The organism is Chitinophaga sedimenti (assembly GCF_023156195.1).
In the GTDB taxonomy this organism is placed as follows: Bacteria; Bacteroidota; Bacteroidia; order Chitinophagales; family Chitinophagaceae; genus Chitinophaga; species Chitinophaga sedimenti.
Genome location: NZ_JAKUKA010000001.1, coordinates 164,733 through 190,405, shown reverse-complemented (window position 1 = coordinate 190,405; position 25,673 = coordinate 164,733). Strand labels below are relative to the sequence as shown.

Here is a 25,673-nt window from a genome sequence, read left to right as displayed (position 1 = left end):
GGATGAGGGCAAAAAAGTGCACTTCCTGATACTGGCTGTATTTTTGCAACATCTGTTACCTTTAGACCCTGGAAACCTAAAAATAAACACGCAATGACAAAACTCCTTTTCCCGGCCCTCCTGGCCTTCACGCTACTGGCCTGTAACGGCAGCGCTCCCAAAAGCGGCGCCACGCCCGCCCCGGATGCCCTGAAACAAGCCGCCGCCGCCAACTGGAAAGGCGAAATCCCCTGCGCCGATTGCGAAGGTATCGCCTACCTCCTGCAACTACAGCCCAATGATACGTTCTACGAACGATCTATCTACTTAGGCAAACCCGGCGACGCGTTCGTGGATAAAGGTACCTGGGAAATGAGTGCCGACAGCCTCGTGACCCTCCATAATATATCCGGGCAAACGAAATTCCTGGCCTACCGTGGCGAAAAACTCGAAATACTCGACCAGGGACGCCAAATCCATCAACTCCACCCACGCATCAAAATATAAGCTGGAGAAAACCACCATCGAAACCAACCCGGCGATTGCGAACGCACAGGCGCTGAATGGTACGGACTTCGTCGGCGGTGGCAACGAACCTTTCTGGTCGGTTGAAATTGATTTTGATAAGTCTATGCACTTCAAAAATGTAGACGGACTGGATATCTCTGTACCCGCCGGCAAAGGCGAACGTGCAGCCGATGCGCCTGTTACCAGGTACCACGCGGAAAACGAACAGGGCGCGCTGACGGTACAACTGTTCCGCCAGACCTGCACCGATGATATGTCGGGCGAAACACGCAGCTACCGTGTGGTGGTGGATGTGAAACAGAAGGCAGACAAAGATTATAAACAGTACACCGGCTGCGGACAATTCATCGGCGCCTACCGTCTCAATGCACTGTGGGAGCTGGAAAAGATCGGCGATAAAACCATTGACCCGAAAGCATCGCCCAACGGCCGCCCTACACTGGAACTGCAGCTGGCGGAAGAACAGGCGTATGGGTACGGCGGTTGCAATCGTTTTGGCGGTAAAGTGAAACTGGAAAATGGCCAGCTGGTATTTGGCCAACTGGTATCTACAGAAATGGCCTGCCCCGGCCTGGAAGTGGAATCACAATATCTTAAGCTGCTGACCGGACAAAAAGTAGCCTACCTGCTGGATGGCGAAGTACTCTTCCTCGGCGAAGGCGATACGAAAATGACATTTAAAAAAGGAAAAGTTGATCCGGGTGTGAAAGGCCGCAAATAAATACCGAACGCCCGTGATGAACGGGCGTTTTGCTTTGAATGCCTAAATTAGCAGTATGAAAATGTTTCAGCAGATTATTCAACTCGGCGCCCGTAAGCGCGGTTTTCATATTATTACAGCAGAAATACTGCACGCCTTGCCGCAGCTGTCCGAAATAAAAACGGGTATGTTGCAGGTGTTCATTCAGCATACCTCCGCCTCGTTAACTATCAACGAAAACGCAGATCCTACTGTTCGCAAAGACTTCGAAACATTCTTCAACAAGGCCGTCCCCCAAAACGATCCCGATTACCTGCACAACGATGAAGGTCCGGACGATATGCCAGCACACCTGAAAGCAGCAATGCTGGGCAGTTCGGTACTGATACCGGTGCATAACGGCCGGCCGGCGCTCGGTACATGGCAGGGCATTTATTTATGCGAACACCGCGACTACGGCGGTGCAAGAAGATTAGTAATTACTGCCTGGGGCGTTTAAACCAGGGATTCTTCGGGAAAGATCAATGTAAACACGGAACCCTCTCCCACTTTAGAGCTCACCTCCAGCTGGATGTTGTGGTAACGGGCAATGGTGCTTACGATCGACAATCCCAGTCCATAGCCTTCGTTACCGGACTTCTCCACCTTTTTAAAGCGGTTAAAAATGTGCGTCTGCTCCTGTTCCGGAATACCGATGCCCGTGTCGCGCAACGACAACCGGTAAGGCTCACCGGCTTTGTACGAATCGCTGACAATGATCGCGCCGCCCTCGCGGTTATAACGGATCGCGTTGTTCAGCAGGTTATAAATCAGTTGAAATATAAGATCGTGGTTTTGTCCGCGCAAAATAGCGTTGCGGGACACATTCACCGTGTATTGAAGGTCCTTGTCGGCCAGCCGGTGATGCAGTTCTTCCATCACTTCTTCCAACAATGTATGCACGGCAAAAGTATCCGCCTTGGGAAACTGATCATTTTCAATGCGGGAGATGAACAGCAGCGAGTTCACGATTTTCTTCAGGCGGTTCAGCGTTTTCATCATCCCCAACACCTGTTTTTCCATTTCTTCGCTCAATTCCCCGTCCACCAACATATTCTCCATTTTGGTTTGAAGGATGCTTACCGGCGTCATTAATTCATGCGAGGCATTGGAGGTAAATTCCCGCTCCTTTTCAAAGGCTTCGCGGATTTTATCCATCAGGTCTACCAGCGAAGCGTCGAGGTATTTGAAGTCGGTGGTAGATGTTTTAATCGGCGGCGCATGGTCCTTGAAAGGAAACTTGCGGTGGAGCAGGCGGTTACTGATAATCACACCTAAAGGCCGCAACAACAACCGTGTAAACACAAGATCAATCACAATGGTAATGACGATAAGCCCCACCAAAACGTACAGCGCCATCTTCTGTAACGGCCGGTTATACTGGCCAATGCTGGATACTGTTTTACCAACTTCCAGTATATAACTTTTATTATTGTAGGAAAACACGTGCGTAAGGATCCGGTAGGTCAGCGTATCTTCCTCCACCACCCTGCGCAGCGTCGCGATCGTATCGGGCAAAATGTTTTTGCCGGCGGGTTCCAGGGAGATGTATTCCTCCTTCAACATCGTGTAACTGCCGTAATCCGGTTCACCCTGCAAATAAAAGTCAATCCCATTTTTGTTGATAACGCGGAGCACTTTGTTCTTCTGCTGGCTGAGATAATAGTCATTGTAACGGCTGGCAACACCATCCACCAAAGAGGGCAACAGCATCACAAAAAGCAGTACCACCGCCAGTTTCGACAGTGTAATGAACAGCGTAAGTTTGGTAAATAGCTTCAAGCTAGATTTTGATTTTATACCCTACATGGCGGATTGTCTGCAACCATTCCACCGTTCCAAAAGCAGACAATTTCCTGCGGATGTTTTTAATATGCACATCGATATAATTAGAATCGTATTCGTCGTCCGAAAAGTTGCCCCAGATATGCTCGCTCAGCTGCATACGTGTGAGCGGCCTGTTTTTATGCAGCAACATATAACTCAGCAGATCGAACTCCTTGCGCGATAAGGCAATTTCTTCTTTCTCGAAAAACACGGAGCGCTTGTTTAAATCTACTTTAAAATCGCCCAGTTCCACGGTATTATCATTCAACCCGAATTTACGTCGTGCAATCGCCTGCATGCGCGACTGCAACTCCAGCAGCGAAAAAGGTTTCGGAAGATAATCATCAGCGCCGAGGTCCAGCCCCTGATCCGGTCTTCGATTTGTCCGCGTGCGGTAAGAATGATGCAGGAAGCGTCCGGGCAATTTTTTCGGGCCTCCTGCAATACCGCAAGTCCGTCTTTATCGGGCAGCCCGAGATCCAGCAGGATGAAATCATATTGATTCTCCTCCATCTTTTGCAGCCCCTGCCGCGCGTTATACGCCAGGTCACATACATAATACTTCTTCAGGAACACTTCCATTTCGGCTGCCATCGCCCTTTCGTCTTCTATAATCAATACCTTCATCAGAACTGGTAATAAAAGCTGAAAGAAAAGAAGGAATTCGCCGTACCTGCGCCGGTTTGTGCCTTTTGCCCGAGTACCGATAACTGGTACGCCGCTTCCAGCATCATATGCTGGCGGTTATAAGCCAGTGGTACACGGAAGTTATAGGAGATGATATCGAAGCTGGTATTCGTCACTGTTTTTGTTTCGGGCTGACTGGGATACCCTGGCAGTAAATCGCCAGCAGACTATCGCGCAGCCGCTTTTCGGTAACATACGTTTCGTAGAAATGTTGCGTACCCGCGGTTACGTCCACCGAAGGAGTGAGCGTGATCAGGTCTTTGGGACCGAAGCTACCCAGGTTGATCTGCTTTTCCGTGCCCAGCGTTGTAAAAATATCGTGCTGACTTTTCCCCATCATATAATCCGCGTTGATGGAAGTATTCATCCACCAGTCATACGCCAGCGTGGCGCTGAAGTTGTCTGGGTTGGAGGCTTGGAGGAACGGCGAATTGGATGGATAGAAAGTATGGCTGTAACTGAGATCGGCACTGAGCTTTTTGCCTAACGGAAACGACCAGCCGATGCCGGCGGCGGAGGCAGAAACCACCGAATTTGAATCATTCAGGAGGCGGATGCCGGTACCGGTAAAATACAATCCGGGTTTAAGTTTGAGCACGCCCGTAGCAGAAACGTACGGCATGCTGGCTTCCGCCTTTTGTCCGTAATAGTTGGCGTTGTTCATGTAACTCGCGCCTACGGTGAAGGTGGTACGCTTCGGATCGGCGGTGCTGTCCGTTTGCGCGAAGGTGCGCAACGTGCAGCCGCATATGACAGATAAGAGAAAGATGGCTCTCATATTAATTAGTTTAAGGTCGCCATTAAATACCCACTTTGATCACTTTCGGTTTGATCACTTTGAGCGGCTTTACCGGAATAGGTGCCGGCACGGCGATAGGCTTAATTTTTCGACGCGATTTTGGTACTTCTTTGATGATGTCCGGCACCTTTACCACAGGTGTTTCCGTGGTCGCCGGCGCAGGTTTGGCCGGTTGTTGTTGCGGTGTTACCGACGTATCGGCCGCAGGAACAAGGGCTGCGTGCGGCGGAGGCGTGTTGCCATATCCGCAGAGCGGTGCAGCGCAAAGACTTGCGGCAAATATTAACAGATGTGGAGACAATTTCACCATGGCCATAAAAATAACAGATTTTTGCCAGCTACCGTAGCGGCAAAAATCTGTTATCAGCGTTCGTTAATGAATTTTCAATCCCGCGGCTGCGGCGATGTTAGTGTTTACTTTAACGGGCGTCGCTTTTATTTGTACTGATTTGCTTGCAATAGTATTTACTGAAGCGGCGCTGTTCGTGGATGTAGCGAGGGTGGCCTTTAACGCATGATTAACACCTCCCGTGGCCTGTTTTGTCACGCCGGTGCCCGTACCGATAGCGGTTTCGGAGGCAAGATTGGCAGTGTGTGCTGTTACCGTGTTAAGTTGCGTATTTGCGCTGATGGCCGTTTCGGAAGCCAGATTTGCTGTTTGTGCGGTCGCACCGTTGCCCGCTTCCGCTGCGGCATTCACTTGCGCATTTGCGCTGGCAGCGGCCTGCGTTTTCACATCACTACCCGCTTCAGTCGCGGTGGTCAGTTGTGCATCAGCACTGGTAGCCGCCCGGCTTTTTACGCGGTTACCTGCTTCAGTTGCAGCATTGAACTCCGTATTTGCGTTGTTAACCGCCTCTGTTTGCAGGCTTTTACCTGCTTCACCCACAGCATTAAGCCGTGTACCAGCTTCACTCGCTGCAGCAACAGCCGTTGATGTTTTACTTTTAGTAGCTACACCACCGGTAGATGTCGCCCCGGCAGAAGTTGTGGAAGCATGGCTGGCGCTTACATTCCCCTTTTTTACGCCGGCAGACGTGCTGCTCTGTGAACTGACAGTAACCGTTTTTTCCTGCGCAAAAGCGGCGCCGGATACAAGCATTGCAGTGATAATCAGTGTTGTTTTCATCGTGTTTTCGGTTTAATTAGTGATAGATATCGATTTGTTAAAACAAAACTACCAGCCCAAGATGAAGCGAAAATGAAAAACAGAAAATTTACCTTTGAAACCCATGAAATATTATATCGCCGCAATGACCGCCTTCGTGACCTGGGGATTTTTCAGTCTGATCCTGAAGCCATTACACCATTACTTGTCGGCCGACATTCTCTTTTACCGCGTGTTTTGCTGTGCCGCGCTGATGCTCATTATCGGCCTGCTCATCCGCCGCAGAACATTGCGCGAGAACATCCGGATATTTCAAAACATGACCAAAAAACAACGCCTGCAAACAGCGGGACTCACACTCGGCGGCGGACTGCTGCTCACAGCAAACTGGTTCTTCTTCATTTATGCCATGAACCACGTAAGTGTAAAAGCGACTTCCCTCGCCTATCTTGTATGCCCCATTCTTACAGCGGTCATGGCAGCGCTGTTCCTGAAGGAACACTTAAATAAATGGCAATGGGCAGCGGTAGCCCTCAGCGCTGTCAGTTGTATGATGCTGTCGTACAACAGCCTGGCAGACCTCTTCTACGCAGTAGTAACCGCGGCCACCTATGCTCTCTATTTAATCAGCCAGCGGCGCAACACGCAGTTAGACAAATTCCTCACGTTAAGTATCCGGGTAATTTTTTCCGGGTTGATCCTGTTGCCGTTTTTCCCGGTGTTCAGCGGTCCGGTGCCGGCAGAGCCGTTCTTTTATATATCCATTGCCGTAATCGCGGTCGTGTTTACGATTGTGCCGCTGTTCCTCAACCTTTATGCGCTCAAAGGCATCAACTCATCGACCGTGGGCATGCTATTATATATTAACCCCATTATCGCGTTCAGCCTGGCAATAGGCTACTACCACGAACCGATCACCTTGTTACAGGTATCCGCCTATCTGCTTATACTGGTATCGATCGTCGTATTTAATGTACAGGCGTTTTTCCGGCCCGTGTCCAAATAGTCAACCTCGTGCAGTGAACTGACCAACGACTGCTCAGGGTGAAAAACGGGCTGGTTCCAAAATTTATTTGGAATTACTAAACAGTGTTCAGTATATTTGCATCGTAAACATTCTAACATGGGGATCAGCGAAAGGAAAGAAAGGGAAAAGACGGAAATGCGGAAACGCATCGTGGACGCTGCCGTGCAGGTGTTTAAAGAGGGCGGGCCCGAAAAAGTGAGCATCCGTAACATTGCGGAGCGCATTGAGTATAGTCCGGCCACGCTGTACCTGTATTACAAAGACAAAGACGAACTGCTGCTGGATGCCCAGGCCGACGCGTTTGACCAGCTGAGCGTAGCTTTTCGCCAGATCAAATTTGCGCAGGAGCCGTTTAAGCGACTGGAGCAGATCATGGAGAGTTATATCGCCTTTGCCCGCGCGGAGCCGGAGTTATACGACCTGATGTTCATCATGAAAGCGCCGATGAATGCAGTGGAAGACTTCGACAGCTGGGATAATGGCGATGACGCGTTCGATATGCTGAAACAGGTAGTCGAAGATTGCATCAGCGAAGGATGTATTCGCTTTACGGATCCCATCGTGGGCGCCATTTCTGTGTGGGGTTTTGCACACGGACTTGTTAGCTGGACCTTAAATGCCGGTTTAAGCCCACACACCTGCGCACGGAAATGATCGAACAAGTGCTGCAATCAGCCATGAAGGCATATCTGGAACAGCTACACACCTAAAAACTTGTAAGGTTTATATACCCGAAGGCCGTCTGGCCTTTATTTTTTGCCCAATCACTAAACACTGTTCATTATGTTGACATCACTAAATAAAGTTTCGATGTTAATAGCACTAACACTGCTAATCACTACTGGTGCCAGGGGCACAGCAACCCGCGCTGGATAACTACATACAGCAAGCCTTCGCCAATAACAAGGGCCTCAGGGAGCAACACTTCCAGCTGGAAAAGTCGATGCTGGCACTGCAACAGGCAAAGAGCCTGTTTGGACCGAACGTAGCGCTGCTAGCCAGTTATAACGCGTCCAAGGGTGGTCGCACTATTGATCTGCCCCTCGGCGACCTGCTGAACAACGCCTACAGCACACTGAACGACCTCACGAACAGCAAACAGTTCCCGCACTTGCAAAACCAGCGTTTCCAACTGAATCCCGAGGATTTTTACGACGCGAAATTCCGCACTACCCTGCCTTTGCTGAACGCCGAGATTTACTATAACCGTAAAATCCGCCAGGAGCAATTATCACAACAGGAAGCCGCGGTGAATGTGTACAAACGCACGCTGGTGAAAGACGTTAAAACCGCGTACTACCAGTATTACCAGGCCTCGCAGGCAGTAGACATTCATAAAAACGCGCTGCAGCTGATCCGCGAAAATATCCGCGTAAACGAGAGCATGGTGAAGAACGGCACCCGCAACAATACAGCTGTATACCGTGCCAATACGGAGATGCAGAAGATTGAAGCCGATATCAACAAAGCGGTGAACGACCGGGAAAATGCAAAAGCGTATTTCAACTTTCTATTGAACCGCAACCTGGCCGACAGCATTACCCTCGAACCAGCCGCGGTAAAAGCAGGACTGCAACCGGTACTCGATAACGGCGCGGTGAAACAACGTGAAGAAGTGCAACAACTGCACAAAGCCACCAACGCCCTGCTGCTGAACGAAAAAATGCAACGTTCGTACCTGCTACCGAAAGTCAACACCTACCTCGATTTAGGTTCGCAGGCACAAGGCTGGAAATTCGACAACCAGAGCCGCTACTACTTCTGGGGCGTCAACCTGCAATGGGACCTGTTTGCGAGCAGGGGTAATCAACATAAGATGAAGCAGGCCGCGGTGGATGTACAGTCAGTCCGGAACCAGTCGGCACAACTGGAAGAAAGCCTGCAACTCACACTGCGCCAGTCTTTGAACAATTATAACACGGCCGTACTCAATTACCGCGCGGCAGGAGAGCAACTCGCCTTTGCCAAACGTTACTACCGCGATCAGCAAATCGTTTACCGCGAGGGACAACTGCTTTACATTGAACTGCTGGACGCACAGCACCAATTAACGCAGGCGCAACTGCAGCTTGCCATTGCCGAAGCAGCACTACACACTGCAGCTGCGGAAGTAGAACGCGAGCAGGCGGCTTATCCTTTAACCACCCAAAACTAATTGTATATGAAACAGTTTATCCTTCTTTCTTTCGTTACTGTAATACTGGCCTCGTGCAGCAGCGCGCCCGCCACACCCAATACCAATAAGGACCAAAATTCCATTCCCGTGAAGGTGCTGACCATCGGCGGCTCCGGCGAACAGGGCTCTATCGTGGCTTCCGGGCGATTTACCACCGATGATGAAACAGACCTGTCATTTAAAACAGGTGGCATTATCAGCAACATCTATGTAAAAGAAGGTGATGCCGTCCGCAAAGGCCAGCTGCTCGCCAGCCTGCACCTTACGGAAATCGATGCCCAGGTTTCACAGTTACAACTGGCATATGAAAAAGCGCAACGCGATCATCAGCGTACACAGCGGCTGTATGCAGACAGTGTGGCTACCCTGGAGCAACTGCAGAACACAAACACTGCCCTGCAACTGGCAGCGCAACAATTGAACAGCGCACGCTTCAACCGCAGCTACTCTTCTATCCACGCACCGAAAGATGGTTATGTACTGCATAAACTCGCCAATGCGGGCCAGCTGGTAAATGCCGGCACCCCCATCCTGCAAACAAATGGTGCAGGCAGCGGCGCGTGGTACTTACGTATTGGCGTAAGTGATAAAGACTGGGCCGCCATGAAGATCGGCGACAACGCAGAAGTGACTGTACAGGTACTCTCCGGCGCCAGGTTAAAAGGCCAGGTAAGCCGTAAGGCAGAAGGCATCGATGCACAGAGCGGCACATTTACGGTAGACATTAAGATCATCGATAAGCAAACAAAAGGCCTGGCAGCCGGCATGTTCGGACAATGCAGCATCGCCAGCGTACCTATCACGCAAAAGTCATGGCGGGTGCCGTATGACGCGGTACTCGATGGCAATGGCAGCGACGGATTTGTATTCGTGACCAGCGATGGTAAAACTGCCCGCAAAGTACCCGTCGTCATTGCCGGTATCGAAAAAGACCAGTGCTGATCAGCGAAGGTATCGCGGCAGGCGAACGACTCATCATCTCCGGCAGCGCCTATCTCACCGATAAATCCCCCATTCGCATCATCCAATAATTATCGCCATGAAGATCACCACATACGCTGTTAAAAATTACCAGTTCACGCTCATCATCTTCCTGATGATCATTGTACTGGGCATCACCACCATCCTGAACATGCCGCGGTCCGAAGATCCAGATACCAAAGCACCGCAGTTCTCCGTCATCGTGGTATATCCCGGTACCAGTCCGAAAGATATGGAGGAACTGGTGGTAGACCCGCTGGAGAAGCAGATTTACGGACTCGAAGACATTAAAAAGGTACGCACCAAAATCAGCGACGGTGTAGCTGTGATGCGCGTGGAATATAAATACAGCTCGAACGTAGACCAGAAATACCGGAGCTGGTACGCGAGGTAAACACCAAACAAAAGGAACTGCCGCCGGACATTGCCAGCATCGAAGTGCAGAAGCAGCAACCATCAGACGTGAACGTACTGCAAGTAGCGCTGATCTCCGAGAATGCACCCCGCGATAAGATCCAGTATTACGCAGAGAAACTGCAGGACGAACTGGAAAAGGTGCCATCGCTGAAAGAGGTAAAGATCCATGGTCTGCCCGACCAGCAGGTACGCATAGAACTGGCGCTCGACAAGCTCTCGCAGATGCAGATCACTTCTTCGGCAGTAACGATGGCATTACAAAACGAAATGGTAAACATTCCCGGTGGTGCGATCGATGCAGGTAACAGGAGCTTCAACATCAAGACGAGCGGCACTTACGGGTCGATCGAAGAAATCGGGAATACAATCGTGTATTCGATCAATGGTAAAAATATCTTGCTGAAAGATGTGGCCAAAGTGTATTACGGTTATGAAGATGAAAAGTACGCGACCCGACTGAACGGCCACAGATGTGTGATGGTATCGGCCGCGCAGAAAACCGGGGAGAACATCAGCAAAACGCAGGAATTATATAAGCCGGTGATCGCGAAATTCAAGACGACCCTGCCCCAAAACATCGACGCAATACAGTTTTTTGACCAGGCAGATGCGGTAAACATGCGCCTCGGTGGATTAGGTAAAGACTTTGTCATCGCGATCCTGCTGGTAGCCATTACCCTGCTACCTTTGGGACAACGCCCCGCGCTGATCGTGATGATCTCCATCCCTTTATCGCTGTCTATCGGCATTATGCTGCTGAACTTATTTGGCTATAACCTGAACCAGTTAAGCATTGTGGGACTGGTGGTAGCGCTGGGGTTACTCGTGGACGACAGTATCGTGGTAGTAGAAAACATCGAACGCTGGATGCTCGAAGGACATAGCCGTCTCGAAGCCACGCTCAAAGCCACGCAACAAATCGGCCTCGCCGTAGTGGGCTGCACCGCCGCCCTTATCATCGCTTTCATTCCCCGGTACTTATGCCCGAAGGCGCCGGTGATTTCATCCGCAGCTTGCCACTGGCAGTGATATTCAGCGTACTGGCCTCCATGGCCGTATCACTCACGATTATCCCGTTCCTCGCGAGCCGCCTGCTGAAAAAGCACCAGGGTCACCCCGATGGAAATTTATTTATGCGTGGCCTAAAAAGTTGATCCATGGCAGTTACGCGCGCTTCCTCGATAAAGCTCTTGCCCGTCCCCTCATGACCCTGCTCATTGCAGGATTGATCTTCGGCGGTGCTATAATGGTATTCAACGTGGTAGGCTTCAGCCTGTTCCCTGCGTCTGAAAAACCACAATTCCTCGTGAACGTGATCGCGCCCTCCCAATCGAACCTGGCTTATACCGATAAGATTGTACGTAACCTGGAAAGCGTGCTGGCAAAAGAAAAGGCGGTAAAGTACTATGCGAGCAATGTGGGCAAAGGCCATCCCCGCGTGTATTACAATGAAATCCAGGAGAATGAGCACAGCGACTTCGCACAGATCTTCGTGCAGCTCGACCCGCATACCAGCCCGGCCGACAAGCAGCACCTCATTGAGAAACTGCGCAGCGCCTGGACGCCCTACCCCGGTGCTAAAGTAGAAGTGAAAAACTTTGAACAGGGACCTCCCATTACAGCCCCCGTGGAAGTGCGCGTGTTCGGCGATAATCTCGACAGCCTGCGCTTGCTCGCCGGCAGGGTAGAAAAAATGCTGCAGCAGACCGACGGCACGATTTACATCAATAACCCTGTAAGCCTGCTTAAATCGGACATCCGCGTAGACATCAACAAGGAAAAGGCGCAGCAGCTGGGTATTTCCACTGCGAGTATCGATCGCACGGTTCGACTGGCCGTAGCCGGACTTACCCTTGGCGTATACAACGACCGTAATGAACGCGACTACCGGTACTGGTAACCTCTCAGAAAGCAGGCCGCCCCACGATGGACGTGTTCAACAACCTGTTCGTCAACAATGCGCAGGGGCTCGCCATTCCGCTCGCACAGGTGGCGGGTTTGAAGCTGGAAACCTCTCCGCTCAGTATCAATCACCAGGAAAAGAAAAGAGTTATTTCCGTATCGGCTTTTGTGAAGAAGGGCTATCTGGTAGACAGGGTGATTGCCGATGTGGTAAAACAAATGGATGGCGTAGCATTGCCTGCAGGGTTCAGTTATGAGATGGGCGGCGAAGTAGAAAGCCGGCAGGAATCGTTCGGCGGCTTCCTCAGCATCATCATCATTACGGTATTCCTGTTTGTGGCCGTGCTGATCCCGAGTTCAAAACATTTAAAAGTACGGTGATCGTACTATCGGTGATACCGTTGGGCGTTGTTGGTGCGGCGATCGCATTGTGGGTAACGGGTAACTCTCTTTCCTTTGTAGCCATTATCGGATTAATTGCGCTCGCAGGTATTGAAGTGAAAAATACCATCCTGCTCGTAGACTTTACCAACCAGCTGCGCATGCAGGGCAAACCGCTGGAAGCCGCGATCAGGGAGGCGGGCGAAGTACGTTTCCTTCCTATTGTACTCACTTCCTTAACAGCGATTGGCGGGTTGATACCTATTGCGATATCTACCAATCCGTTGATTTCTCCACTGGCGATCGTATTGATCGGAGGATTGATCAGTTCTACTTTATTATCAAGAATAGTGACGCCGGTGGTGTATAAACTAATACCGCCGTCGGTGAACACGACAGCATAGTGTTTTAACAGTTGTAGGTGTGTGAATAGCCTGCGGGATTCGTTCCCGCGGGCTTTTATTTTGATGCTTTCTTTACCGCCTTCAGGTAAAGGATAATATCGTCCAGGTCTTTCTTCGGTAATGTTTCCTTTTTAAAAGCCGGCATGGTTCCCAACCCGTGCCGCACCTGGAAACGCTTCAGGAAGGAAGGGGTACCCAGAATGCCCGGTCCCAGCCCTGCCAAACCACCAGGGTGACAGCTTTCGCAATATCGCATATACATGACCTGGCCGTTTTTCAGTCTTTCGCTGTTAATAACAGGCCGCCCTTCCAGCGCGGCTGTGCGGTTGCGGTGACAGGCGGCTTGCAGGGAAACAAATAAAGCAAGGATTATTATCAAACGAATCTTCTGCATAACCTCCATTTAAGATTTTTTACTGATTTTCCAGATCACGCCGGTGTTTGGCTGCGGCAGCACTTGTCCGTCCCGCATCAGCATAATACCAAAATCTACCACGTACAAACTTTTACCATCGGCCGAAAAGGTAACGGAGACAGGGCGCTCCAGTCCCCTGGCACGATGCCAGCTGGCAGGTCCGTCATGTTTTCCCTTGTTGATGGCGAAATTTGTCACAACGCCTGTTTCCGGATCGACCCTCACCACTTTAAATCCTACCGGCTTCCATACCTTGCCCACATTGGGCGCCATGTCGCCAAACTGCGCCACGAAGGCCTCACCTTTAAACCCGAACTGATCGCTGGTAGAAAAATCCGTTCCATTAGAAGATGAGTGTACCCCAAGTTTAGCCACCGGCTTCGGCACCTCCCCCGGTTCCTTCAACAACAATGGTTTTAGCGGCGCACTACCCGGCGCTTTAAAGCCTTTGTGGTCCTTTAACGAAAGCCCTGCCACATAATCCGGCCAGCCATACCAGGCGCCTTCCTTCACTTCCCACAACACGTCCGGTGCGCCGAAAATGGGCCGGCTGCCACGGTCATCAGCACCGTTTTCCGCTACATATAATTTATTGCGCGTTCTGTCCAGCGCCAGACCATAGGGATTACGCAATCCCCAGGCGACTACTTCCGTTTTGCCGCCACGCAATGGTATACGCAAAATAGCTCCTGAACAGGGTATGCAACCTTTGATGGTTTGGCCCGGCCGCGAGGCCGTATTAAACGGCAGATAAGCGCCGGTATTTGCTTTTCCGGTACCGAGATGGTTATTGCTCTCGAAATTCACACCGGCGAGTACGATGTCTTCACAAGGCAGGTCATGAAACGTGGGAAATCTTTTCAGCCAGCCAAAATCCGCATTATCGGGACCAACCACCCCGGAATTGGTAGCCGTACCCTGCCCGAAATACAGATGATCTTTCCAGATCACCGGGTTGTTCGTGTGGTGATCTCCCATCCCGGGCAGGCTGTCAAGCAGCACGGAGGCTTTGCCATCACGCGTTACTTTCAGCATCTTTCCGCCGGCAGTCTGACCACCTTCCGAGATATAAAAACTTCCATCGTGATAAGTAACACCTGTCCAGGGTCCATTTTTATCGCCACTGTAAATCACTTCCGGCTGGCTATTGTTCAACCGCAACAAACGGGGAGTAGTAAACACATCACCGTATACATAACCGGCCTCCGTAACGTAAAGGCCGCCGTTATCGTCGGTGGTTAATGCCGTTGGATAGTTTAACCCCTCGGCCACTATTTCGATCTGGTAACCGGCAGGAAGAAGAATATCATCGGCGGACGCCTGCCGCGTAGCAGCCGCAGTAGTTTGTCCGCCGCCTTTCGAACCCCGGAAGGAATAGCAGGAAGTGCTGCACAATGCGGCCAGCAGCAACGCATAATTGAGGGTCTTCATTTTATGGTACAGTATTTTATGGATAGATAATAAAACGCAACATGGAGCAAACGATCATTACAATTTACATCGATGAAGTTCCCTATCGCTTCAATGTGTTCGTTGACCATAACGAAAAAACCACTACCTACCACGTATCTGCCAAAGACATGGGCAATGGCGCACTTGAGGCCGAAATTCCACGCGAAATAGCGTTCAACGTGGACGGTAAAGTGGAAATCGAAGCAGGACAACTTACCGTTAAACAGGAACAAACAGCACGAAAGATCTGGCAGGAGATCCTGAGAAAATTAGGCCGGTAATTCAATACCGGCCTTTTTTATTACCCTTTAGACGACATTTTCGCCGACTGCATATCATAATCACTTAAATCCTTACGTGCCGGGCCGGTAAGCATTTCACCTGTGTAACTGAAACGCGAGCCGTGGCAGGGACAATCCCAGCTTTTTCCGCCGTGTTCCATGCCACGTCGCATTGAATATGCGTGCAGGCGGCGCTGGTCATAAACACCTCTCCTGTTTCATCTTTATAAACCGCCAGCTTGGTACCCTCATACTTAACAATGCGCGCCTCTCCTGGTGCGAGATCAGCAAGTATATCCAGTGTGGCCGGTGGTTTCAGCTTGCTGAACAACAGCCCTGTAACATCGGCGGCCTCCTTCACGAAGCTCGCGAACCCAGCCACCGGCTTAATTCTGTTCGGATCAAACAACGGCTCCAGTTTAGATGCTTTTGTGGTAAACATATCCGTGAAAGTAAGCGCTGCCACGGCGCTATAGACCATGCCATTTCCCCGAATCCGGTGGCAACGTATATGTTGTCATTGCTGGCGCCAGGCAGCAAACCGATGTACGGCAAGCCGTCTGTTGACTCAAAATATTGCGACGACCATTTGTACGCTACATTTTTCACCGCATAATGATTCCTCACAAATGCTTCCAGTTGCAGGAAGCAGGTATTGGTATTATCATGATGACCGGTTTTATGGTCCTCTCCTCCAACGATCAGGTATTTTTTCCGTCCACTTCCTGCGTACGGAAATAATGATATGGATCGTACATATCGTAAGCTAAGCCTTCCGGATAGTTATCGTCCTCCAGCTCTACCGCCATGGCGTAACTGCGGTAGGGCGCACAACGAAAATGCAGAAGATTAACCCCTGGCGGGATATGTGTGGCGTAAATCAGCCGATGCGCTGCAAATTCGCCACGGGTCGTATGAAGAACCAACGTCGATGCCTCGTCCATATGCGTCATGCGGCAATGATCATAGTAGGCGCCGCCAATCTTAAGAAACTCCTCCAGCAATGCCATTACATAACGGCCAGGATGAAAACGTGCATTGTTCGGAAAACGCAGTCCTTTAGTAAAAGGTACGGTTACCGGCGAATCCGATGACTGCTCCACGGTGATGCCCACGGCTTTCGCTGCCAGCAGAATATCTTCCAGTTCCTTTTCCTGGTCCTCATCCTGTGCATATAAAAATGCATCCTGCGTTTTATAACCACAGTCGATCCTGTACTCGCTCACGTTGCTTTTAATATGCAGCAAGGCGTCCCGGATAGCTGTGGCTACGTTTGTTGTGTGCGCTTCGCCGAAGTTTTTGATCATCACATGGTAAGGCGTGTCCATCAGCGTGTTAAGGTGCGCGGTGGTACCACCGGTAGTACCGAAGCAGGCCGTCTGCGCTTCCAGCAGCAACACGCTGAAGCCTTTCTTTTGCAGGGCCAGCGCCGTCGTTACCCCGGTAATACCAGCGCCGACGATCGCTACATCGTACGTTAACGCCGGCTGCGGCTCGCGGCGGAATGATAGTGGTAATTCTCCTGAAGTGGTAGCCTGCCATAAGCTCTCCATTTGTCCATCTCTCTTCATAATTTAAAAATTCAGGGTTAGAAAATAAGGGCGACGTCCATAAAACGACAATATCCGGGCCAGCCAAAACCCTTATCAATAAAGAGTTACAGCAATCTCTTGAATAGTTTTATGTAGAAAAGCGTTCCTGCAATGAGCAACAAATTCCATCATATCATATAACTGTGATTGACATTCGTTCGCCCCTCTTTAAAACGACGAAGGACCACCTGTTTAACGCGCACCATAAAGCCAATCTTGATCAATTGTTTTTAACCGACCCGCCCCCACGAGATCCATGTGATCTTTACATTCCCGTTGATATACCTATCTACGCCCTACAAACATGCATAGCACGGAATTCATTCTTGGATTCAGTGCATATAAGTAATGATTTAGCGAAGCTGCTGAAACGATACATAACACCTTCCCAAACCGATGGTTCGGATCATTTAGCACTCCTAATTAAATGTTGCAACAACAATAAAAATCAGAAACAGATGCAGTCTCGCATCAAATCGTTCAGTTTGATCAAATTAAAAAGTATATATATAAACGTTTATTTAGAAATAACGTGCAGAACCTTACTGATAGCGGCTTCCGCAGTGTGGAATTACGTTTGGGAAGTGTAGAAAAATTACACTCTTTTTTAAGTAGTATTCGTTTTATTTCGCCGTGATGTGCTTATATAAATTAAAATTTCACTATTCATTTCATAATGGCATGTTTGTTGCGCATTTCCTACTGAACTATAACGGAAACTACACTTACACACTGAGGCTTAACGTTAATCTAGCTTAACTATTTATTGCTTAACTTTCCAAAACACACTCGCTATGATCAATTTTGAAGATCAAACGTCTGTTCACCAGAATGCATCCACGCCAGAAGAAAGGCAGACGACCACAAACGAAGAAAAACCCAAATCGAGAAGAGGTTTTGCAGCCATGGACAAGGCTAAACAAAAAAGCATCGCCAGCAAAGGCGGACAAGCTGCACACCGCATGGGCGTGGCGCATCGATTTACCCCGGAAGAGGCACGCGAGGCAGGTCGCAAGGGCGGCAGCATCGTGAGCATGAACCGGGAGCACATGGCAGGTATTGGCAAAAAGGAGGTGAGGCAACACGCAAACCCCGCCAGCCTAAATCTAATACCGACAAATCCTGATGTAATTTTTACTTTATGGCATACAAAAAGAGGTCCCGGCCGGCATAAATCATGGCACCAGTCTGATTTGCAGCCGGGGCCTTTATTTGTTTTCCGCCAGGCCGTTTCATTGCACGGTTCAATTGATGGTGATGGCAATCCCTCTGGTCGCGGTGATCATTGCTATTGTATTTTTTCTGATATACCGGTCTAAAAATCCGGATAAGGGAAATCGCGCCTGAACTCAATTTGTACTACTATCCTATTTGTATTATTCATGTCGTTGAAGCCATCCGAACACCTGACACCAGAGGAGCTGAAAAAGGTCTGCGCCTGGTTATCCTGGACGGACTTGCTACCGAGGCGATGGTGGTATTTACGGCGGGCTCCATTCTCACAGCATTGGCGCTGGGGCTGGGCGCCAGCAATTTCCAGATCGGGGTGCTGGCGGCCATGCCCACTTTTACCAACATCTTCCAATTACTGACCATCTGGCTGGTGCAACGCTTCAATAATCGCCGCGCCATCGCCGTTATTTGTTCGTCGCTCGCCCGTACGCCGATCGTGCTGATCGGGCTTATTCCGTTCCTGTTCTCTGCAGGAACAAGTTTATATACCCTGCTGTTATTACTGTTCCTGCATTATTTCTTCGGCTCCGTGTCAGGCGCATCCTCGAACTCCCGGATGAAAGATCTTATACCCAACGATATGCTTGGCGCCTACTTCTCCCGCCGCACCAGGATTACGCAAACCCTGAACGTGACGCTCAGCCTGGGAACAGCGCTGATCGCGGATTATGTAAAGAATAACTTTCCAGGGCATGAAATCGAGCTGTATACTTCTTTATTCCTTTTAGGAGGAATCTTCGGCCTCAGTGGTGTTATCGCGCTCTACCGAACGCCGGAACCACAACAGATACTGGAGAAAGAGAATATATTCGGCCTGCTGAAACGCCCCTTCCGTGACCGCAATTTCAGGCGGCTGCTGCTGTTCAACGCGTGCTGGATCTTTTCGCTTAACATCGCCACGCCCTTTGTAACCGTGTACATGCTGCGCACGCTGAACGTGCCGCTGTCGTGGATTATAGGCCTTGGTATCCTCTCGCAGCTGAGCAGCATTTTTTCGTTAAATGTGTGGGGAAAGTACATCGATAAATTCTCCAATAAAAATGTCATCCTGATCTGTGCACCGCTGTACATCTGCTGCTTCATCACCTGGGCACTGATCGCGAAAGATTCATCTTTCCCGGTGAAGATGGCGGTACTGGGGGCAGTACATATTGTCACCGGCTTATCTACTGCCGGCATCAATCTTTCGCTGAGTAATATAGGTATTAAACTGGCCCCGCACGGACAGGCGATGATCTATTTATCGTGCAAAAATATGGCAGTTGCCCTGGCCGCCGCGCTGGCGCCGCTATTGGGCGGACTGATGGCCGACTACTTCCAGTATCGCCAGTTGCTGCTGGAATTTGTATGGAAAACGCCCAGCCAGTTCCGCGACATCTACCTGCTGAATCTACAGCAATGGAATTTCTTTTTCGCCATTACCGCTATTCTTGCATTGCTTTCGCTAAACCTGTTACGGCGCGTGCGCGAAAGCGGCGAAGTACACAAACAGGTGGTCATCCGGGAAATGGCGGTGAGCCTGAGCAAACGGGTACGTGAAAGTCCGCCGCACCAAATGCTGCATCGTTACGTGTTGTTGCCCACGGCACTCGTGCTCGACAAACTCAGCGACCCCGACACATCACGCCGCGAAGCATTGCTGCGGTTAAAAAAACGCCACCGGCGTTAAATCAGTTGCAGGTGTGGCCGTATCTGCACCAGCACCACGTCGCAACGATGTGACGCCACTTTCGTGCATACGCATACACGGCTTTGTAAAAATGTTATTCCCTTATACCTAAGCCCATTTACTGCCGCTGTACATGCCACGTGTTGCATGTATTTCTCCCCATTTTCTATTGCAGAGCGAGCGTATATTTCTACGGAAAACACAGCTGAAACATCGATGAGCAAAGCGTTTCAGGCAATCGCTCCCATCAGCTGGCACAAGATTTATGATATAGATACCAGCATCATACCCAAAACAATCTTACATGAATAACCTGGCAGTTCCCCGCAACAGATTCCACGCGCGTTCCCGCCCCTGATGTGACGCGGGACGCAACAATACACTTCATTAACCTTAAATTCACCTTTTATGGCAAAGTATGGTAAAAAAGCCGGCAGCAAAGTAGAGCGCGCAATGCACGAAATGCATGAAGGCAAACTGAAAAGCGGTCGTAGTGGCCGGAAAGTAACCAATCCAAAACAAGCGATCGCCATCGGTTTGTCCGAAGCACGCGAAGAAGGCGGTAAAGTACCGAAAAAGAAAGCCGCGCCGAAGAAAAAAGCGGCCGCTAAAAAAGCAGCGCCGAAAAAGACCGCTGCGAAGAAAGCGGCAACGAAGAAAAAAGCAGCACCGAAAAAGAAGGCGGCGGCAAAGAAAGCGGCGCCGAAGAAAAAGCAGCACCGAAAAAGAAGGCCGCTGCGAAGAAAGCAGCACCGAAGAAAAAAGCAACACCTAAAAAGAAAGCGGCCGCAAAAAGGCAGCGCCGAAAAAAAAGCAGCACCTAAAAAGAAGGCCGCCGCCAGAAAATCCTAAACTTTCCGTTCCGACAATAGGGAGGCTGGCATATGATATGCCGGCCTCTTGCAATTAGTTTCAGATGAAAAAACATTCCTGGATTTACCGTAATAGCCTTTCCATTGTATTTATCAGCCTGTTACTCGTTACCCTGGGCGGACAGGCGTTCACCGGCTGGCTGCAGTTTAACGAAGAACTGGAAGAAAAAGGCCGGGCCGCCATTGCCTTTTTACCCTATCTCGCAAGCCCGCACTTTATGGAAGCCACCTTCGAGAACTGGGAAAGCGAGTTTTTGCAGATGGGCATGTATGTAATGTTCACCGTATGGCTGCGACAGCGGGGTTCCGCCGAGTCAAAGTCGCTGGACGAAAAGGAAGAAGTGGACCGCGAGCCCAAATCCGGCCCCGATGCCCCCTGGCCGGTAAACAAAGGCGGGCTTTGGTTAAAGCTCTACCGTAATTCCCTGTCCATCGCGTTTCTTCTTCCTGTTCCTGGTTTCGTTTTGCCTGCATTTTAAGGGCAGTAGGACGACCTTTAACGTAGAACAGGCCCTACAGCACAAACCGACCGAATCCGTGCCTCAATTCCTCTTAAATTCGAAATTCTGGTTCGAGTCGTTTCAAAACTGGCAAAGTGAGTTTCTTTCGGTAGCGGCCATCATTATCCTCTCCATCTTCCTGCGCCAATGGGGATCGCCCGAATCGAAACCCGTAGATGCACCACATGCCGAAACCGGGAAATAGTTTATGATTCAGCCAGCAGCTCAGCCCGTTTCAGCCACCGTCGCACACTGCAGCATTCCTTCCCTTCCAACAGGTAGGGAAGACCCCGCTTATCATCCCTACGCAAAGGGCAGGCAAAGGGCAGTTAAAGGGCAGGCAAAGGGCCGACCACGCACCCAGCAAGCTTTTAGGCGGTTTCATTGGGGCTAAACCCTTGTAAATACTGTGGTTTTGGGAAGGTGTAACTTCACAATTCCGAGGATCGTAACTGCATCCTTCGCTGATCCTTCGCTCATCCTGCGCTCAAATGGCTGTGGCGGCGGTTTTAACGGTAGATGAGCGAAGGATCAGCGAAAGCAGTAGCAAGGATGGTCGAAAGCTGGTACAACCGTGAAAGGGTGCGACGCAACTGCGGCCGGGAAAAGAAAAGTGCCGGTCCACCACCTTATCTAGTGTTAAATACAAGGCTGGAACAAGGTACTTGGTATTGCATAGTACACAATAAACCCTATCTTTACAGCGCCATGTAAGTTTTCCATCCTGCTTACCAACTAGTCATTCTAAACGTTTACTCTTTTTATGAAAAGAATCACCCCCTTATTGCTCCTGCTATGCATGAGCACACTTGCCGTTGCACAGCAGGTATCCGCCAGGCTGGATTCCCTGATGGACTACTACAACCGCCGGAACATGTTCAACGGATCGGTACTGGTGGTCATGAAAGGACAGCCGCTGCTTTCCAAAGGTTACGGACTCCGTAACGCCGAAGGCACCGTAAAAACGACGAAAACAGTATTTTCCAGCTGGGCTCCATCACTAAACAGATTACGGCTGCGGTCATCCTCAAACTGCAGGAACAGCGCAAGCTAAGCGTGAACGACCGCATCAGTAAGTACTTCCCGAGCTACCCGAAAGGCGACAGCATCACCATCCGCCAACTGCTATCGCACACCTCCGGGATCTATAATTACACGGAAAACGGCCAGTGGATGCAACAGGAAGTAACAACGCCGCACAACCGCGCCGCCATGATCGCCACTTTTAGCGACAAACCGCTGAAGTTTTCGCCGGGTACGGATATGAGTTACTCCAACTCGAACTATATGCTGCTGGGCTATATTATCGAAGATGTAACGAAGATGCCTTACTACCGTGGCTGTTCGTAAATACATCTTTGAACCGCTGCAAATGCGCCATAGCGGGTTCGATTTCGTACGTCTGAGCGATCCGGATAAGGCCGTTGGCTACTCCCGGCCCGGACAACCAGCCCCCAGCGTAGACTCTTCTGTAAGTTACGCCGCAGGCGCCGCCTACTCTACCACCGGCGACCTGGCCAAATGGCATGAAGGTTTGCTGCATCATAAAATCATCGGTAAGGCGTCGGCAGAAGAAGGTTTTACGCCGGTTAAAGGCCGGTATGCCTATGGTTGGATCGTGGATTCTATTGCCGGCAAACGCCGCATGGGGCACGGCGGTGGCATACATGGTTTCAACACGAACTTTGAGCGGGTGCCCGAAGACGATGCGTATGTAATACTCTTAAGCAATGTAAGTAACGGTTCGCTCAACGTGATTACGGACAATATCTGGAAAACGCTGTACTTCAACGCGCCCATTCCTAAAGATAAGATCAAGTTAAAACTGGAAGAGACGGTATTGAAGCAGTACATCGGCACCTACGAAATGAACGAAAATTTCGATGTGGTAGTGAGCGTACAAAACGGAGAATTGCACGCATTTCCCAAGGGCCAGCGCGACAACCTCCTGTATGCAGAAAGTCCCGATACGTTCTTTACAGACGACCCGGACATCCGGTGAAATTTGTACGCGATGCGGCCGGTAATATCACCGGATTTAACCTGTACCAGCGCGGACAACAAGTATTTTTTAAGAAAAGCTAACCCGCGCGGTTGGCCTCCTCTTCCGAACCTGTTTTTCGCTCACGCGCTCCCTGCACTTTGTTGTTGCCGAAGCGGTAGGTGAAAGACAGGTTTCCTGTCCTGTTTTGCCAGCGGTTGTTTACCCGCAGATACACGTTGCCATACTCCGCAAATCCTCTAAAGCGGTTGGATGCAAAGATATCGGTCACGTTAAATTTGAGCGTGGCCTTTTTCTTCATGATCTCCTTTTGGATACCACCCCAAACACCCCCATCGCTTTTGACTGGAAAATACCATATACCGTAGGCGCTTCGTACCAGCCGCCCAGCTCTATTTTGATATCTGCCGGCAGGGTAAAAGTATTGGTAATATTCAGGTTCCACGACAACTGCGAGGTATAGAACGTAGCGGTCGTATCCTTGATCTGGTAACGGGTATGATACACCGACCCGTTGCTGTTGACGCTCCACCATTTTGTGGGCTGAAACGGTGCGGTCAGGTTCAGCGAATAGTTTACCTGCGTACCCAGGTTGCGGTTCGTACTGATCGTGATCTGTGTTTTATCGTTCGAGATCAGGTATTCATCGAATAAATCCGTGGTAACTGCATAAGCGAGGGAAGCGATGTACTTGTTTTTGAACACGTAACTCAGCTCCGTATTATGTGTATACTCCGGTGTGAGGTAGGCGTTTCCGCGGAAGAAGGTGTATTTATCCAGGAAAAATATAAAGGGGTTTAACATGCCGTAACCCGGACGGTTGATCCGCTTTGAATACGCCAGCGACAATTTATGATTGTCTGTAAATTTATGATCGGCCGTAAAGTTCGGAAACCAGTTCAGGTAGTTTCGTTTTATGCGGTTCTTGAGCGAAACAGAGTTCGCGTCCGTGACAGTTTGCTCTGCACGCATGCCTAATGTAAAGTCGGTTTTCTTAAATTGTTGCTTGTAGATAAGATAGGCCGCATATACATTTTCGTGGTACTGGAACTGGTCGTACTGCGATTGCACAGGCACGTATACCCCATTCAGCAGTGAATCGTAACGCATGTAGTTATCAACCGCGACAAAACTAGCCTTCGCGCCGGCTTCTATTTTGCTTGTTTTACTCAATGGCAGTACCAGGTCGGCCTTGATGCTGTAAATATCGATATAGGTATAAGGCTGCATCTGGATATTGCTACGCTGCGATATATTGCCCGAATGCACTGTTACCATACTGTCTGCGAGACTATTGTTGATGTTATTTTTAAAATGAGCATAGTCTGCGTCTACGGTAAACTCTGTGCCCAGCGTGTCTGCCTTCAACTTATAGTTAAGGTTGTAACTGGTGCTGGAGAAACGGTTGTTCGCACCCACGAGCGTGTGCAGTACGGAGTCTGTAGCGCCACCCCTGTTAGCAACGTCCGTAGCGCTGAACGCCTCGCGCCAGAAAGCATTGGAGTAACCGTTTACCAACACGCCTACGGTTTGTTTGTCCGTTACAAAGTAATCCGCCCCCGCTTTGTAGGAGCGGTTCATAAAGTCGTTCTTCTGGTATACTTCCTGGCGAAATTGCATGGGTTGGTCGCCACCGGTCGTACGGTGCAGTTCCCGTGTATTGTAGCTCTGGCGGTCGCCATAATTCAACGTGCCAAATACATTGAACTTCTTCGTACGCCAGTTCAAACTGCCACCTACGCCGTAAAACCAGTAGCGGCCCGCTCCCACGTTAGCATTAATGGTTCCGTTTAACCCGGTAAGTTGTCCTTTTTTGTTTTGATATTGATGATGCCCGAGGTACCAGCTGCATCGTAACGGGCGCTTGGACTGGTAATGATCTCGATCTGCGACACCGTTTCGGCGGGCATGCTTTTCAGTAATTCTGCCAGTGCCTCATTAGAAAGATAGGTGAGTTTGCCGTCGAGCATCACCGTTACACCGGCTTTTCCGCGGACGGTTAAATTATCGCTGTTATCTACCGACACGCCCGGCGCACGGCGGAGCAGGTCCATGACACTATTGCCCGCTGCAGCCACGCTGCTCTCCACGTTCAGCACGGTCTTTCCTTCCGTACGCTCCACGAAAGGTTTCTGGCCGGTAATATTTACTTCTTTCAGGCTTTTGGAAGCGATCTGCATGGATATGTTCGGCAGCTCCACGCTTTTATGTGCGGCATCGATGGCAAATAAATTGCCGTTGTGGGCGGTATATCCCATCTGCGTGACCTGTATAAAGTATTGACCTTCGGCAATATCGCCGATCAGGCAGCGGCCTTCCGCGTCGGTCATCTGTCCTTTTAAGAGGGAACTATCGGCTGCCCTTTTTACTGCCACGCCCGCATAAGGCAAGGGTTTTCCGGCCTCGTTGAGCACACGCACGGCCACTTTGCCTGTTCCGTTCTGCTGCGCCAGCAGGGGCATGACACCACTTAAGCATAGCATGGCCAGCAGGATGATTTTTTTTTCTCATACAGGTGTTAAAAAATGTGTTCTGGTAAAATGGGGCTGGTTTCTGTTTCTACTGACGGCTCGTGATTCAATATACAGTTCGCATAGCGTGATACATCTGCAGGACGCCACTCCTGCATACTACATATTAAAGACGATCGGTCCGTGAAATAGTTGCAGAAATGACCGGGATTTTTTTGTGTTGATAAGTTC

33 protein-coding genes and 2 pseudogenes are annotated in these 25,673 nt (G+C 50.1%); 22 read left to right on the top strand and 13 right to left on the bottom strand.

Annotation, left to right across the window (positions count from 1 at the left end):
• Positions 1 to 93: 93 nt before the first annotated feature.
• The 3 genes from MKQ70_RS01105 to MKQ70_RS01095 are packed head-to-tail and all read left to right on the top strand — an operon-like array spanning position 94 to position 1,706.
• The gene (locus MKQ70_RS01105; RefSeq protein ID WP_248066523.1) at positions 94 to 486 is read left to right on the top strand and encodes a copper resistance protein NlpE N-terminal domain-containing protein; all 393 of its coding nucleotides are present in this window, start codon (positions 94 to 96) and stop codon (positions 484 to 486) included.
• Complete coding sequence (locus MKQ70_RS40880; RefSeq protein ID WP_248066506.1) at positions 416 to 1,228, top strand: META domain-containing protein; 813 nt, start codon at positions 416 to 418, stop codon at positions 1,226 to 1,228. The genes MKQ70_RS01105 and MKQ70_RS40880 overlap by 71 nt, the downstream gene beginning before the upstream one ends.
• 55 nt (positions 1,229 to 1,283) lie before the next feature.
• Positions 1,284 to 1,706: a secondary thiamine-phosphate synthase enzyme YjbQ gene (locus MKQ70_RS01095; RefSeq protein ID WP_248066501.1), complete on the top strand. Its 423-nt coding sequence runs from the start codon at positions 1,284 to 1,286 to the stop codon at positions 1,704 to 1,706.
• On the opposite strand, the gene MKQ70_RS01090 is transcribed toward MKQ70_RS01095, so the two are convergent.
• From MKQ70_RS01090 to MKQ70_RS01060, 7 genes are read right to left on the bottom strand one after another with little or no spacing between them, the layout of a single operon-like run.
• The gene (locus MKQ70_RS01090) at positions 1,703 to 3,028 is read right to left on the bottom strand and encodes a sensor histidine kinase (RefSeq protein ID WP_248066482.1); all 1,326 of its coding nucleotides are present in this window, start codon (positions 3,026 to 3,028) and stop codon (positions 1,703 to 1,705) included. The two genes, MKQ70_RS01095 and MKQ70_RS01090, sit on opposite strands and share 4 nt — an antisense overlap.
• Before the next feature lies 1 nt (position 3,029).
• On the bottom strand, positions 3,030 to 3,341 hold the full coding sequence (locus tag MKQ70_RS01085; RefSeq protein WP_248066465.1) for a winged helix-turn-helix domain-containing protein: 312 nt from the start codon (positions 3,339 to 3,341) through the stop codon (positions 3,030 to 3,032).
• A complete protein-coding gene (locus tag MKQ70_RS01080) occupies positions 3,338 to 3,700 on the bottom strand; it encodes a response regulator transcription factor (protein WP_248066461.1) in 363 nt (120 codons plus the stop codon). The genes MKQ70_RS01085 and MKQ70_RS01080 overlap by 4 nt, the downstream gene beginning before the upstream one ends.
• On the bottom strand, positions 3,700 to 3,876 hold the full coding sequence (locus MKQ70_RS01075) for a hypothetical protein (RefSeq protein WP_248066459.1): 177 nt from the start codon (positions 3,874 to 3,876) through the stop codon (positions 3,700 to 3,702). The genes MKQ70_RS01080 and MKQ70_RS01075 overlap by 1 nt, the downstream gene beginning before the upstream one ends.
• Positions 3,873 to 4,538, bottom strand: a complete 666-nt coding sequence (locus tag MKQ70_RS01070) for a hypothetical protein (RefSeq protein ID WP_248066456.1) — start codon at positions 4,536 to 4,538, stop codon at positions 3,873 to 3,875. The genes MKQ70_RS01075 and MKQ70_RS01070 overlap by 4 nt, the downstream gene beginning before the upstream one ends.
• Before the next feature lie 22 nt (positions 4,539 to 4,560).
• Positions 4,561 to 4,875, bottom strand: a complete 315-nt coding sequence (locus MKQ70_RS01065; protein WP_248066453.1) for a hypothetical protein — start codon at positions 4,873 to 4,875, stop codon at positions 4,561 to 4,563.
• Positions 4,876 to 4,932: 57 nt separating this feature from the next.
• Complete coding sequence (locus MKQ70_RS01060; RefSeq protein WP_248066450.1) at positions 4,933 to 5,688, bottom strand: hypothetical protein; 756 nt, start codon at positions 5,686 to 5,688, stop codon at positions 4,933 to 4,935.
• 103 nt (positions 5,689 to 5,791) lie between these two features.
• On the opposite strand from MKQ70_RS01060, the gene MKQ70_RS01055 reads away from it, so the two are divergent.
• The 10 genes from MKQ70_RS01055 to MKQ70_RS37310 all read left to right on the top strand — a co-directional run bounded on the left by MKQ70_RS01055 (position 5,792) and on the right by MKQ70_RS37310 (position 12,955).
• Entirely contained in the window at positions 5,792 to 6,673 is an 882-nt protein-coding gene (locus tag MKQ70_RS01055; protein WP_248066447.1) for an EamA family transporter, read from the top strand.
• A gap of 117 nt (positions 6,674 to 6,790) precedes the next feature.
• Entirely contained in the window at positions 6,791 to 7,348 is a 558-nt protein-coding gene (locus tag MKQ70_RS01050) for a TetR/AcrR family transcriptional regulator (protein WP_248066444.1), read from the top strand.
• Positions 7,349 to 7,538: 190 nt separating this feature from the next.
• Entirely contained in the window at positions 7,539 to 8,849 is a 1,311-nt protein-coding gene (locus tag MKQ70_RS01045) for a TolC family protein (RefSeq protein WP_248066443.1), read from the top strand.
• Between the two features lie 6 nt (positions 8,850 to 8,855).
• Positions 8,856 to 9,812 (top strand): efflux RND transporter periplasmic adaptor subunit, encoded by a 957-nt coding sequence (locus MKQ70_RS01040; protein ID WP_248066440.1) that lies wholly within the window; start codon positions 8,856 to 8,858, stop codon positions 9,810 to 9,812.
• Between the two features lie 97 nt (positions 9,813 to 9,909).
• Complete coding sequence (locus MKQ70_RS37335; RefSeq protein ID WP_282456167.1) at positions 9,910 to 10,245, top strand: efflux RND transporter permease subunit; 336 nt, start codon at positions 9,910 to 9,912, stop codon at positions 10,243 to 10,245.
• Between the two features lie 44 nt (positions 10,246 to 10,289).
• On the top strand, positions 10,290 to 11,297 hold the full coding sequence (locus MKQ70_RS37330; protein ID WP_308198898.1) for an efflux RND transporter permease subunit: 1,008 nt from the start codon (positions 10,290 to 10,292) through the stop codon (positions 11,295 to 11,297).
• On the top strand, positions 11,249 to 11,422 hold the full coding sequence (locus MKQ70_RS37325) for an efflux RND transporter permease subunit (protein ID WP_282456166.1): 174 nt from the start codon (positions 11,249 to 11,251) through the stop codon (positions 11,420 to 11,422). Before MKQ70_RS37330 ends, MKQ70_RS37325 begins: the two co-directional genes overlap by 49 nt.
• Positions 11,419 to 12,168 carry an efflux RND transporter permease subunit gene (locus tag MKQ70_RS37320; RefSeq protein WP_282456165.1) on the top strand — a complete coding sequence of 250 codons (750 nt, stop codon included), beginning with the start codon at positions 11,419 to 11,421 and terminating at the stop codon, positions 12,166 to 12,168. The genes MKQ70_RS37325 and MKQ70_RS37320 overlap by 4 nt, the downstream gene beginning before the upstream one ends.
• A 26-nt stretch (positions 12,169 to 12,194) precedes the next feature.
• Positions 12,195 to 12,551 (top strand): efflux RND transporter permease subunit, encoded by a 357-nt coding sequence (locus MKQ70_RS37315; protein ID WP_282456164.1) that lies wholly within the window; start codon positions 12,195 to 12,197, stop codon positions 12,549 to 12,551.
• Complete coding sequence (locus MKQ70_RS37310; protein ID WP_308198897.1) at positions 12,548 to 12,955, top strand: efflux RND transporter permease subunit; 408 nt, start codon at positions 12,548 to 12,550, stop codon at positions 12,953 to 12,955. Before MKQ70_RS37315 ends, MKQ70_RS37310 begins: the two co-directional genes overlap by 4 nt.
• Positions 12,956 to 13,010: 55 nt before the next feature.
• On the opposite strand, the gene MKQ70_RS01030 is transcribed toward MKQ70_RS37310, so the two are convergent.
• A complete protein-coding gene (locus MKQ70_RS01030) occupies positions 13,011 to 13,349 on the bottom strand; it encodes a c-type cytochrome (RefSeq protein WP_248066437.1) in 339 nt (112 codons plus the stop codon).
• 9 nt (positions 13,350 to 13,358) lie between these two features.
• Entirely contained in the window at positions 13,359 to 14,801 is a 1,443-nt protein-coding gene (locus MKQ70_RS01025; RefSeq protein ID WP_248066434.1) for a PQQ-dependent sugar dehydrogenase, read from the bottom strand.
• A 41-nt stretch (positions 14,802 to 14,842) separates the two neighbouring features.
• Between MKQ70_RS01025 and MKQ70_RS01020 the strand changes: the two genes are divergently transcribed.
• Positions 14,843 to 15,103, top strand: coding sequence for a hypothetical protein (locus tag MKQ70_RS01020; RefSeq protein WP_248066431.1), 261 nt, complete (start codon positions 14,843 to 14,845; stop codon positions 15,101 to 15,103).
• A gap of 20 nt (positions 15,104 to 15,123) precedes the next feature.
• Here MKQ70_RS01020 and MKQ70_RS01015 read toward each other — a convergent pair.
• Positions 15,124 to 15,545 (bottom strand): annotated as a pseudogene (locus tag MKQ70_RS01015) (Rieske 2Fe-2S domain-containing protein).
• A gap of 259 nt (positions 15,546 to 15,804) precedes the next feature.
• On the bottom strand, positions 15,805 to 16,674 hold the full coding sequence (locus tag MKQ70_RS01010) for an NAD(P)/FAD-dependent oxidoreductase (RefSeq protein ID WP_248066428.1): 870 nt from the start codon (positions 16,672 to 16,674) through the stop codon (positions 15,805 to 15,807).
• A gap of 815 nt (positions 16,675 to 17,489) precedes the next feature.
• Here MKQ70_RS01010 and MKQ70_RS01005 point away from each other — a divergent pair.
• The 8 genes from MKQ70_RS01005 to MKQ70_RS00970 all read left to right on the top strand — a co-directional run bounded on the left by MKQ70_RS01005 (position 17,490) and on the right by MKQ70_RS00970 (position 22,971).
• Positions 17,490 to 18,014, top strand: coding sequence for a con-10 family general stress protein (locus MKQ70_RS01005; RefSeq protein ID WP_248066426.1), 525 nt, complete (start codon positions 17,490 to 17,492; stop codon positions 18,012 to 18,014).
• A gap of 35 nt (positions 18,015 to 18,049) precedes the next feature.
• Positions 18,050 to 19,597 carry an MFS transporter gene (locus tag MKQ70_RS01000; protein ID WP_248066423.1) on the top strand — a complete coding sequence of 516 codons (1,548 nt, stop codon included), beginning with the start codon at positions 18,050 to 18,052 and terminating at the stop codon, positions 19,595 to 19,597.
• Between the two features lie 408 nt (positions 19,598 to 20,005).
• Positions 20,006 to 20,449 (top strand): DUF6496 domain-containing protein, encoded by a 444-nt coding sequence (locus MKQ70_RS00995; protein ID WP_248066421.1) that lies wholly within the window; start codon positions 20,006 to 20,008, stop codon positions 20,447 to 20,449.
• 64 nt (positions 20,450 to 20,513) lie between these two features.
• Entirely contained in the window at positions 20,514 to 20,948 is a 435-nt protein-coding gene (locus tag MKQ70_RS00990) for a DUF6766 family protein (protein ID WP_248066419.1), read from the top strand.
• Positions 20,890 to 21,174 carry a DUF6766 family protein gene (locus MKQ70_RS40875; protein WP_308199394.1) on the top strand — a complete coding sequence of 95 codons (285 nt, stop codon included), beginning with the start codon at positions 20,890 to 20,892 and terminating at the stop codon, positions 21,172 to 21,174. Before MKQ70_RS00990 ends, MKQ70_RS40875 begins: the two co-directional genes overlap by 59 nt.
• 558 nt (positions 21,175 to 21,732) lie before the next feature.
• On the top strand, positions 21,733 to 22,023 hold the full coding sequence (locus MKQ70_RS00980) for a hypothetical protein (RefSeq protein WP_248066417.1): 291 nt from the start codon (positions 21,733 to 21,735) through the stop codon (positions 22,021 to 22,023).
• The gene (locus tag MKQ70_RS00975) at positions 21,948 to 22,319 is read left to right on the top strand and encodes a serine hydrolase domain-containing protein (RefSeq protein WP_308199393.1); all 372 of its coding nucleotides are present in this window, start codon (positions 21,948 to 21,950) and stop codon (positions 22,317 to 22,319) included. Before MKQ70_RS00980 ends, MKQ70_RS00975 begins: the two co-directional genes overlap by 76 nt.
• On the top strand, positions 22,306 to 22,971 hold the full coding sequence (locus tag MKQ70_RS00970; protein ID WP_248066416.1) for a serine hydrolase: 666 nt from the start codon (positions 22,306 to 22,308) through the stop codon (positions 22,969 to 22,971). The genes MKQ70_RS00975 and MKQ70_RS00970 overlap by 14 nt, the downstream gene beginning before the upstream one ends.
• 79 nt (positions 22,972 to 23,050) lie before the next feature.
• On the opposite strand, the pseudogene MKQ70_RS00965 reads toward MKQ70_RS00970, so the two are convergent.
• Both MKQ70_RS00965 and MKQ70_RS00960 read right to left on the bottom strand, forming a co-directional pair.
• Positions 23,051 to 24,552, bottom strand: a pseudogene (locus MKQ70_RS00965) (outer membrane beta-barrel family protein).
• Between the two features lie 209 nt (positions 24,553 to 24,761).
• Positions 24,762 to 25,454, bottom strand: coding sequence for a TonB-dependent receptor (locus MKQ70_RS00960; RefSeq protein ID WP_248066413.1), 693 nt, complete (start codon positions 25,452 to 25,454; stop codon positions 24,762 to 24,764).
• Positions 25,455 to 25,673 lie beyond the last annotated feature (219 nt).

Bases quoted from the DNA above. Each gene is read 5' to 3' on its own strand.
- MKQ70_RS01010 (WP_248066428.1), bottom strand. From the start codon at position 16,674: ATGAAGAGAGATGGACAAATGGAGAGCTTATGGCAGGCTACCACTTCA.
- MKQ70_RS01040 (WP_248066440.1), top strand. From the start codon at position 8,856: ATGAAACAGTTTATCCTTCTTTCTTTCGTTACTGTAATACTGGCCTCG.
- MKQ70_RS01005 (WP_248066426.1), top strand. From the start codon at position 17,490: ATGATCAATTTTGAAGATCAAACGTCTGTTCACCAGAATGCATCCACG.
- MKQ70_RS00960 (WP_248066413.1), bottom strand. From the start codon at position 25,454: ATGCTATGCTTAAGTGGTGTCATGCCCCTGCTGGCGCAGCAGAACGGA.
- MKQ70_RS37315 (WP_282456164.1), top strand. From the start codon at position 12,195: ATGGACGTGTTCAACAACCTGTTCGTCAACAATGCGCAGGGGCTCGCC.
- MKQ70_RS01020 (WP_248066431.1), top strand. From the start codon at position 14,843: ATGGAGCAAACGATCATTACAATTTACATCGATGAAGTTCCCTATCGC.
- MKQ70_RS01025 (WP_248066434.1), bottom strand. From the start codon at position 14,801: ATGAAGACCCTCAATTATGCGTTGCTGCTGGCCGCATTGTGCAGCACT.
- MKQ70_RS01095 (WP_248066501.1), top strand. From the start codon at position 1,284: ATGAAAATGTTTCAGCAGATTATTCAACTCGGCGCCCGTAAGCGCGGT.
- MKQ70_RS37335 (WP_282456167.1), top strand. From the start codon at position 9,910: ATGAAGATCACCACATACGCTGTTAAAAATTACCAGTTCACGCTCATC.
- MKQ70_RS37325 (WP_282456166.1), top strand. From the start codon at position 11,249: ATGCCCGAAGGCGCCGGTGATTTCATCCGCAGCTTGCCACTGGCAGTG.
- MKQ70_RS00990 (WP_248066419.1), top strand. From the start codon at position 20,514: ATGAAAAAACATTCCTGGATTTACCGTAATAGCCTTTCCATTGTATTT.
- MKQ70_RS01080 (WP_248066461.1), bottom strand. From the start codon at position 3,700: ATGAAGGTATTGATTATAGAAGACGAAAGGGCGATGGCAGCCGAAATG.
- MKQ70_RS00980 (WP_248066417.1), top strand. From the start codon at position 21,733: ATGAAAAGAATCACCCCCTTATTGCTCCTGCTATGCATGAGCACACTT.
- MKQ70_RS01070 (WP_248066456.1), bottom strand. From the start codon at position 4,538: ATGAGAGCCATCTTTCTCTTATCTGTCATATGCGGCTGCACGTTGCGC.
- MKQ70_RS01060 (WP_248066450.1), bottom strand. From the start codon at position 5,688: ATGAAAACAACACTGATTATCACTGCAATGCTTGTATCCGGCGCCGCT.
- MKQ70_RS01030 (WP_248066437.1), bottom strand. From the start codon at position 13,349: ATGCAGAAGATTCGTTTGATAATAATCCTTGCTTTATTTGTTTCCCTG.
- MKQ70_RS01055 (WP_248066447.1), top strand. From the start codon at position 5,792: ATGAAATATTATATCGCCGCAATGACCGCCTTCGTGACCTGGGGATTT.
- MKQ70_RS01050 (WP_248066444.1), top strand. From the start codon at position 6,791: ATGGGGATCAGCGAAAGGAAAGAAAGGGAAAAGACGGAAATGCGGAAA.
- MKQ70_RS01105 (WP_248066523.1), top strand. From the start codon at position 94: ATGACAAAACTCCTTTTCCCGGCCCTCCTGGCCTTCACGCTACTGGCC.
- MKQ70_RS00995 (WP_248066421.1), top strand. From the start codon at position 20,006: ATGGCAAAGTATGGTAAAAAAGCCGGCAGCAAAGTAGAGCGCGCAATG.
- MKQ70_RS01065 (WP_248066453.1), bottom strand. From the start codon at position 4,875: ATGGCCATGGTGAAATTGTCTCCACATCTGTTAATATTTGCCGCAAGT.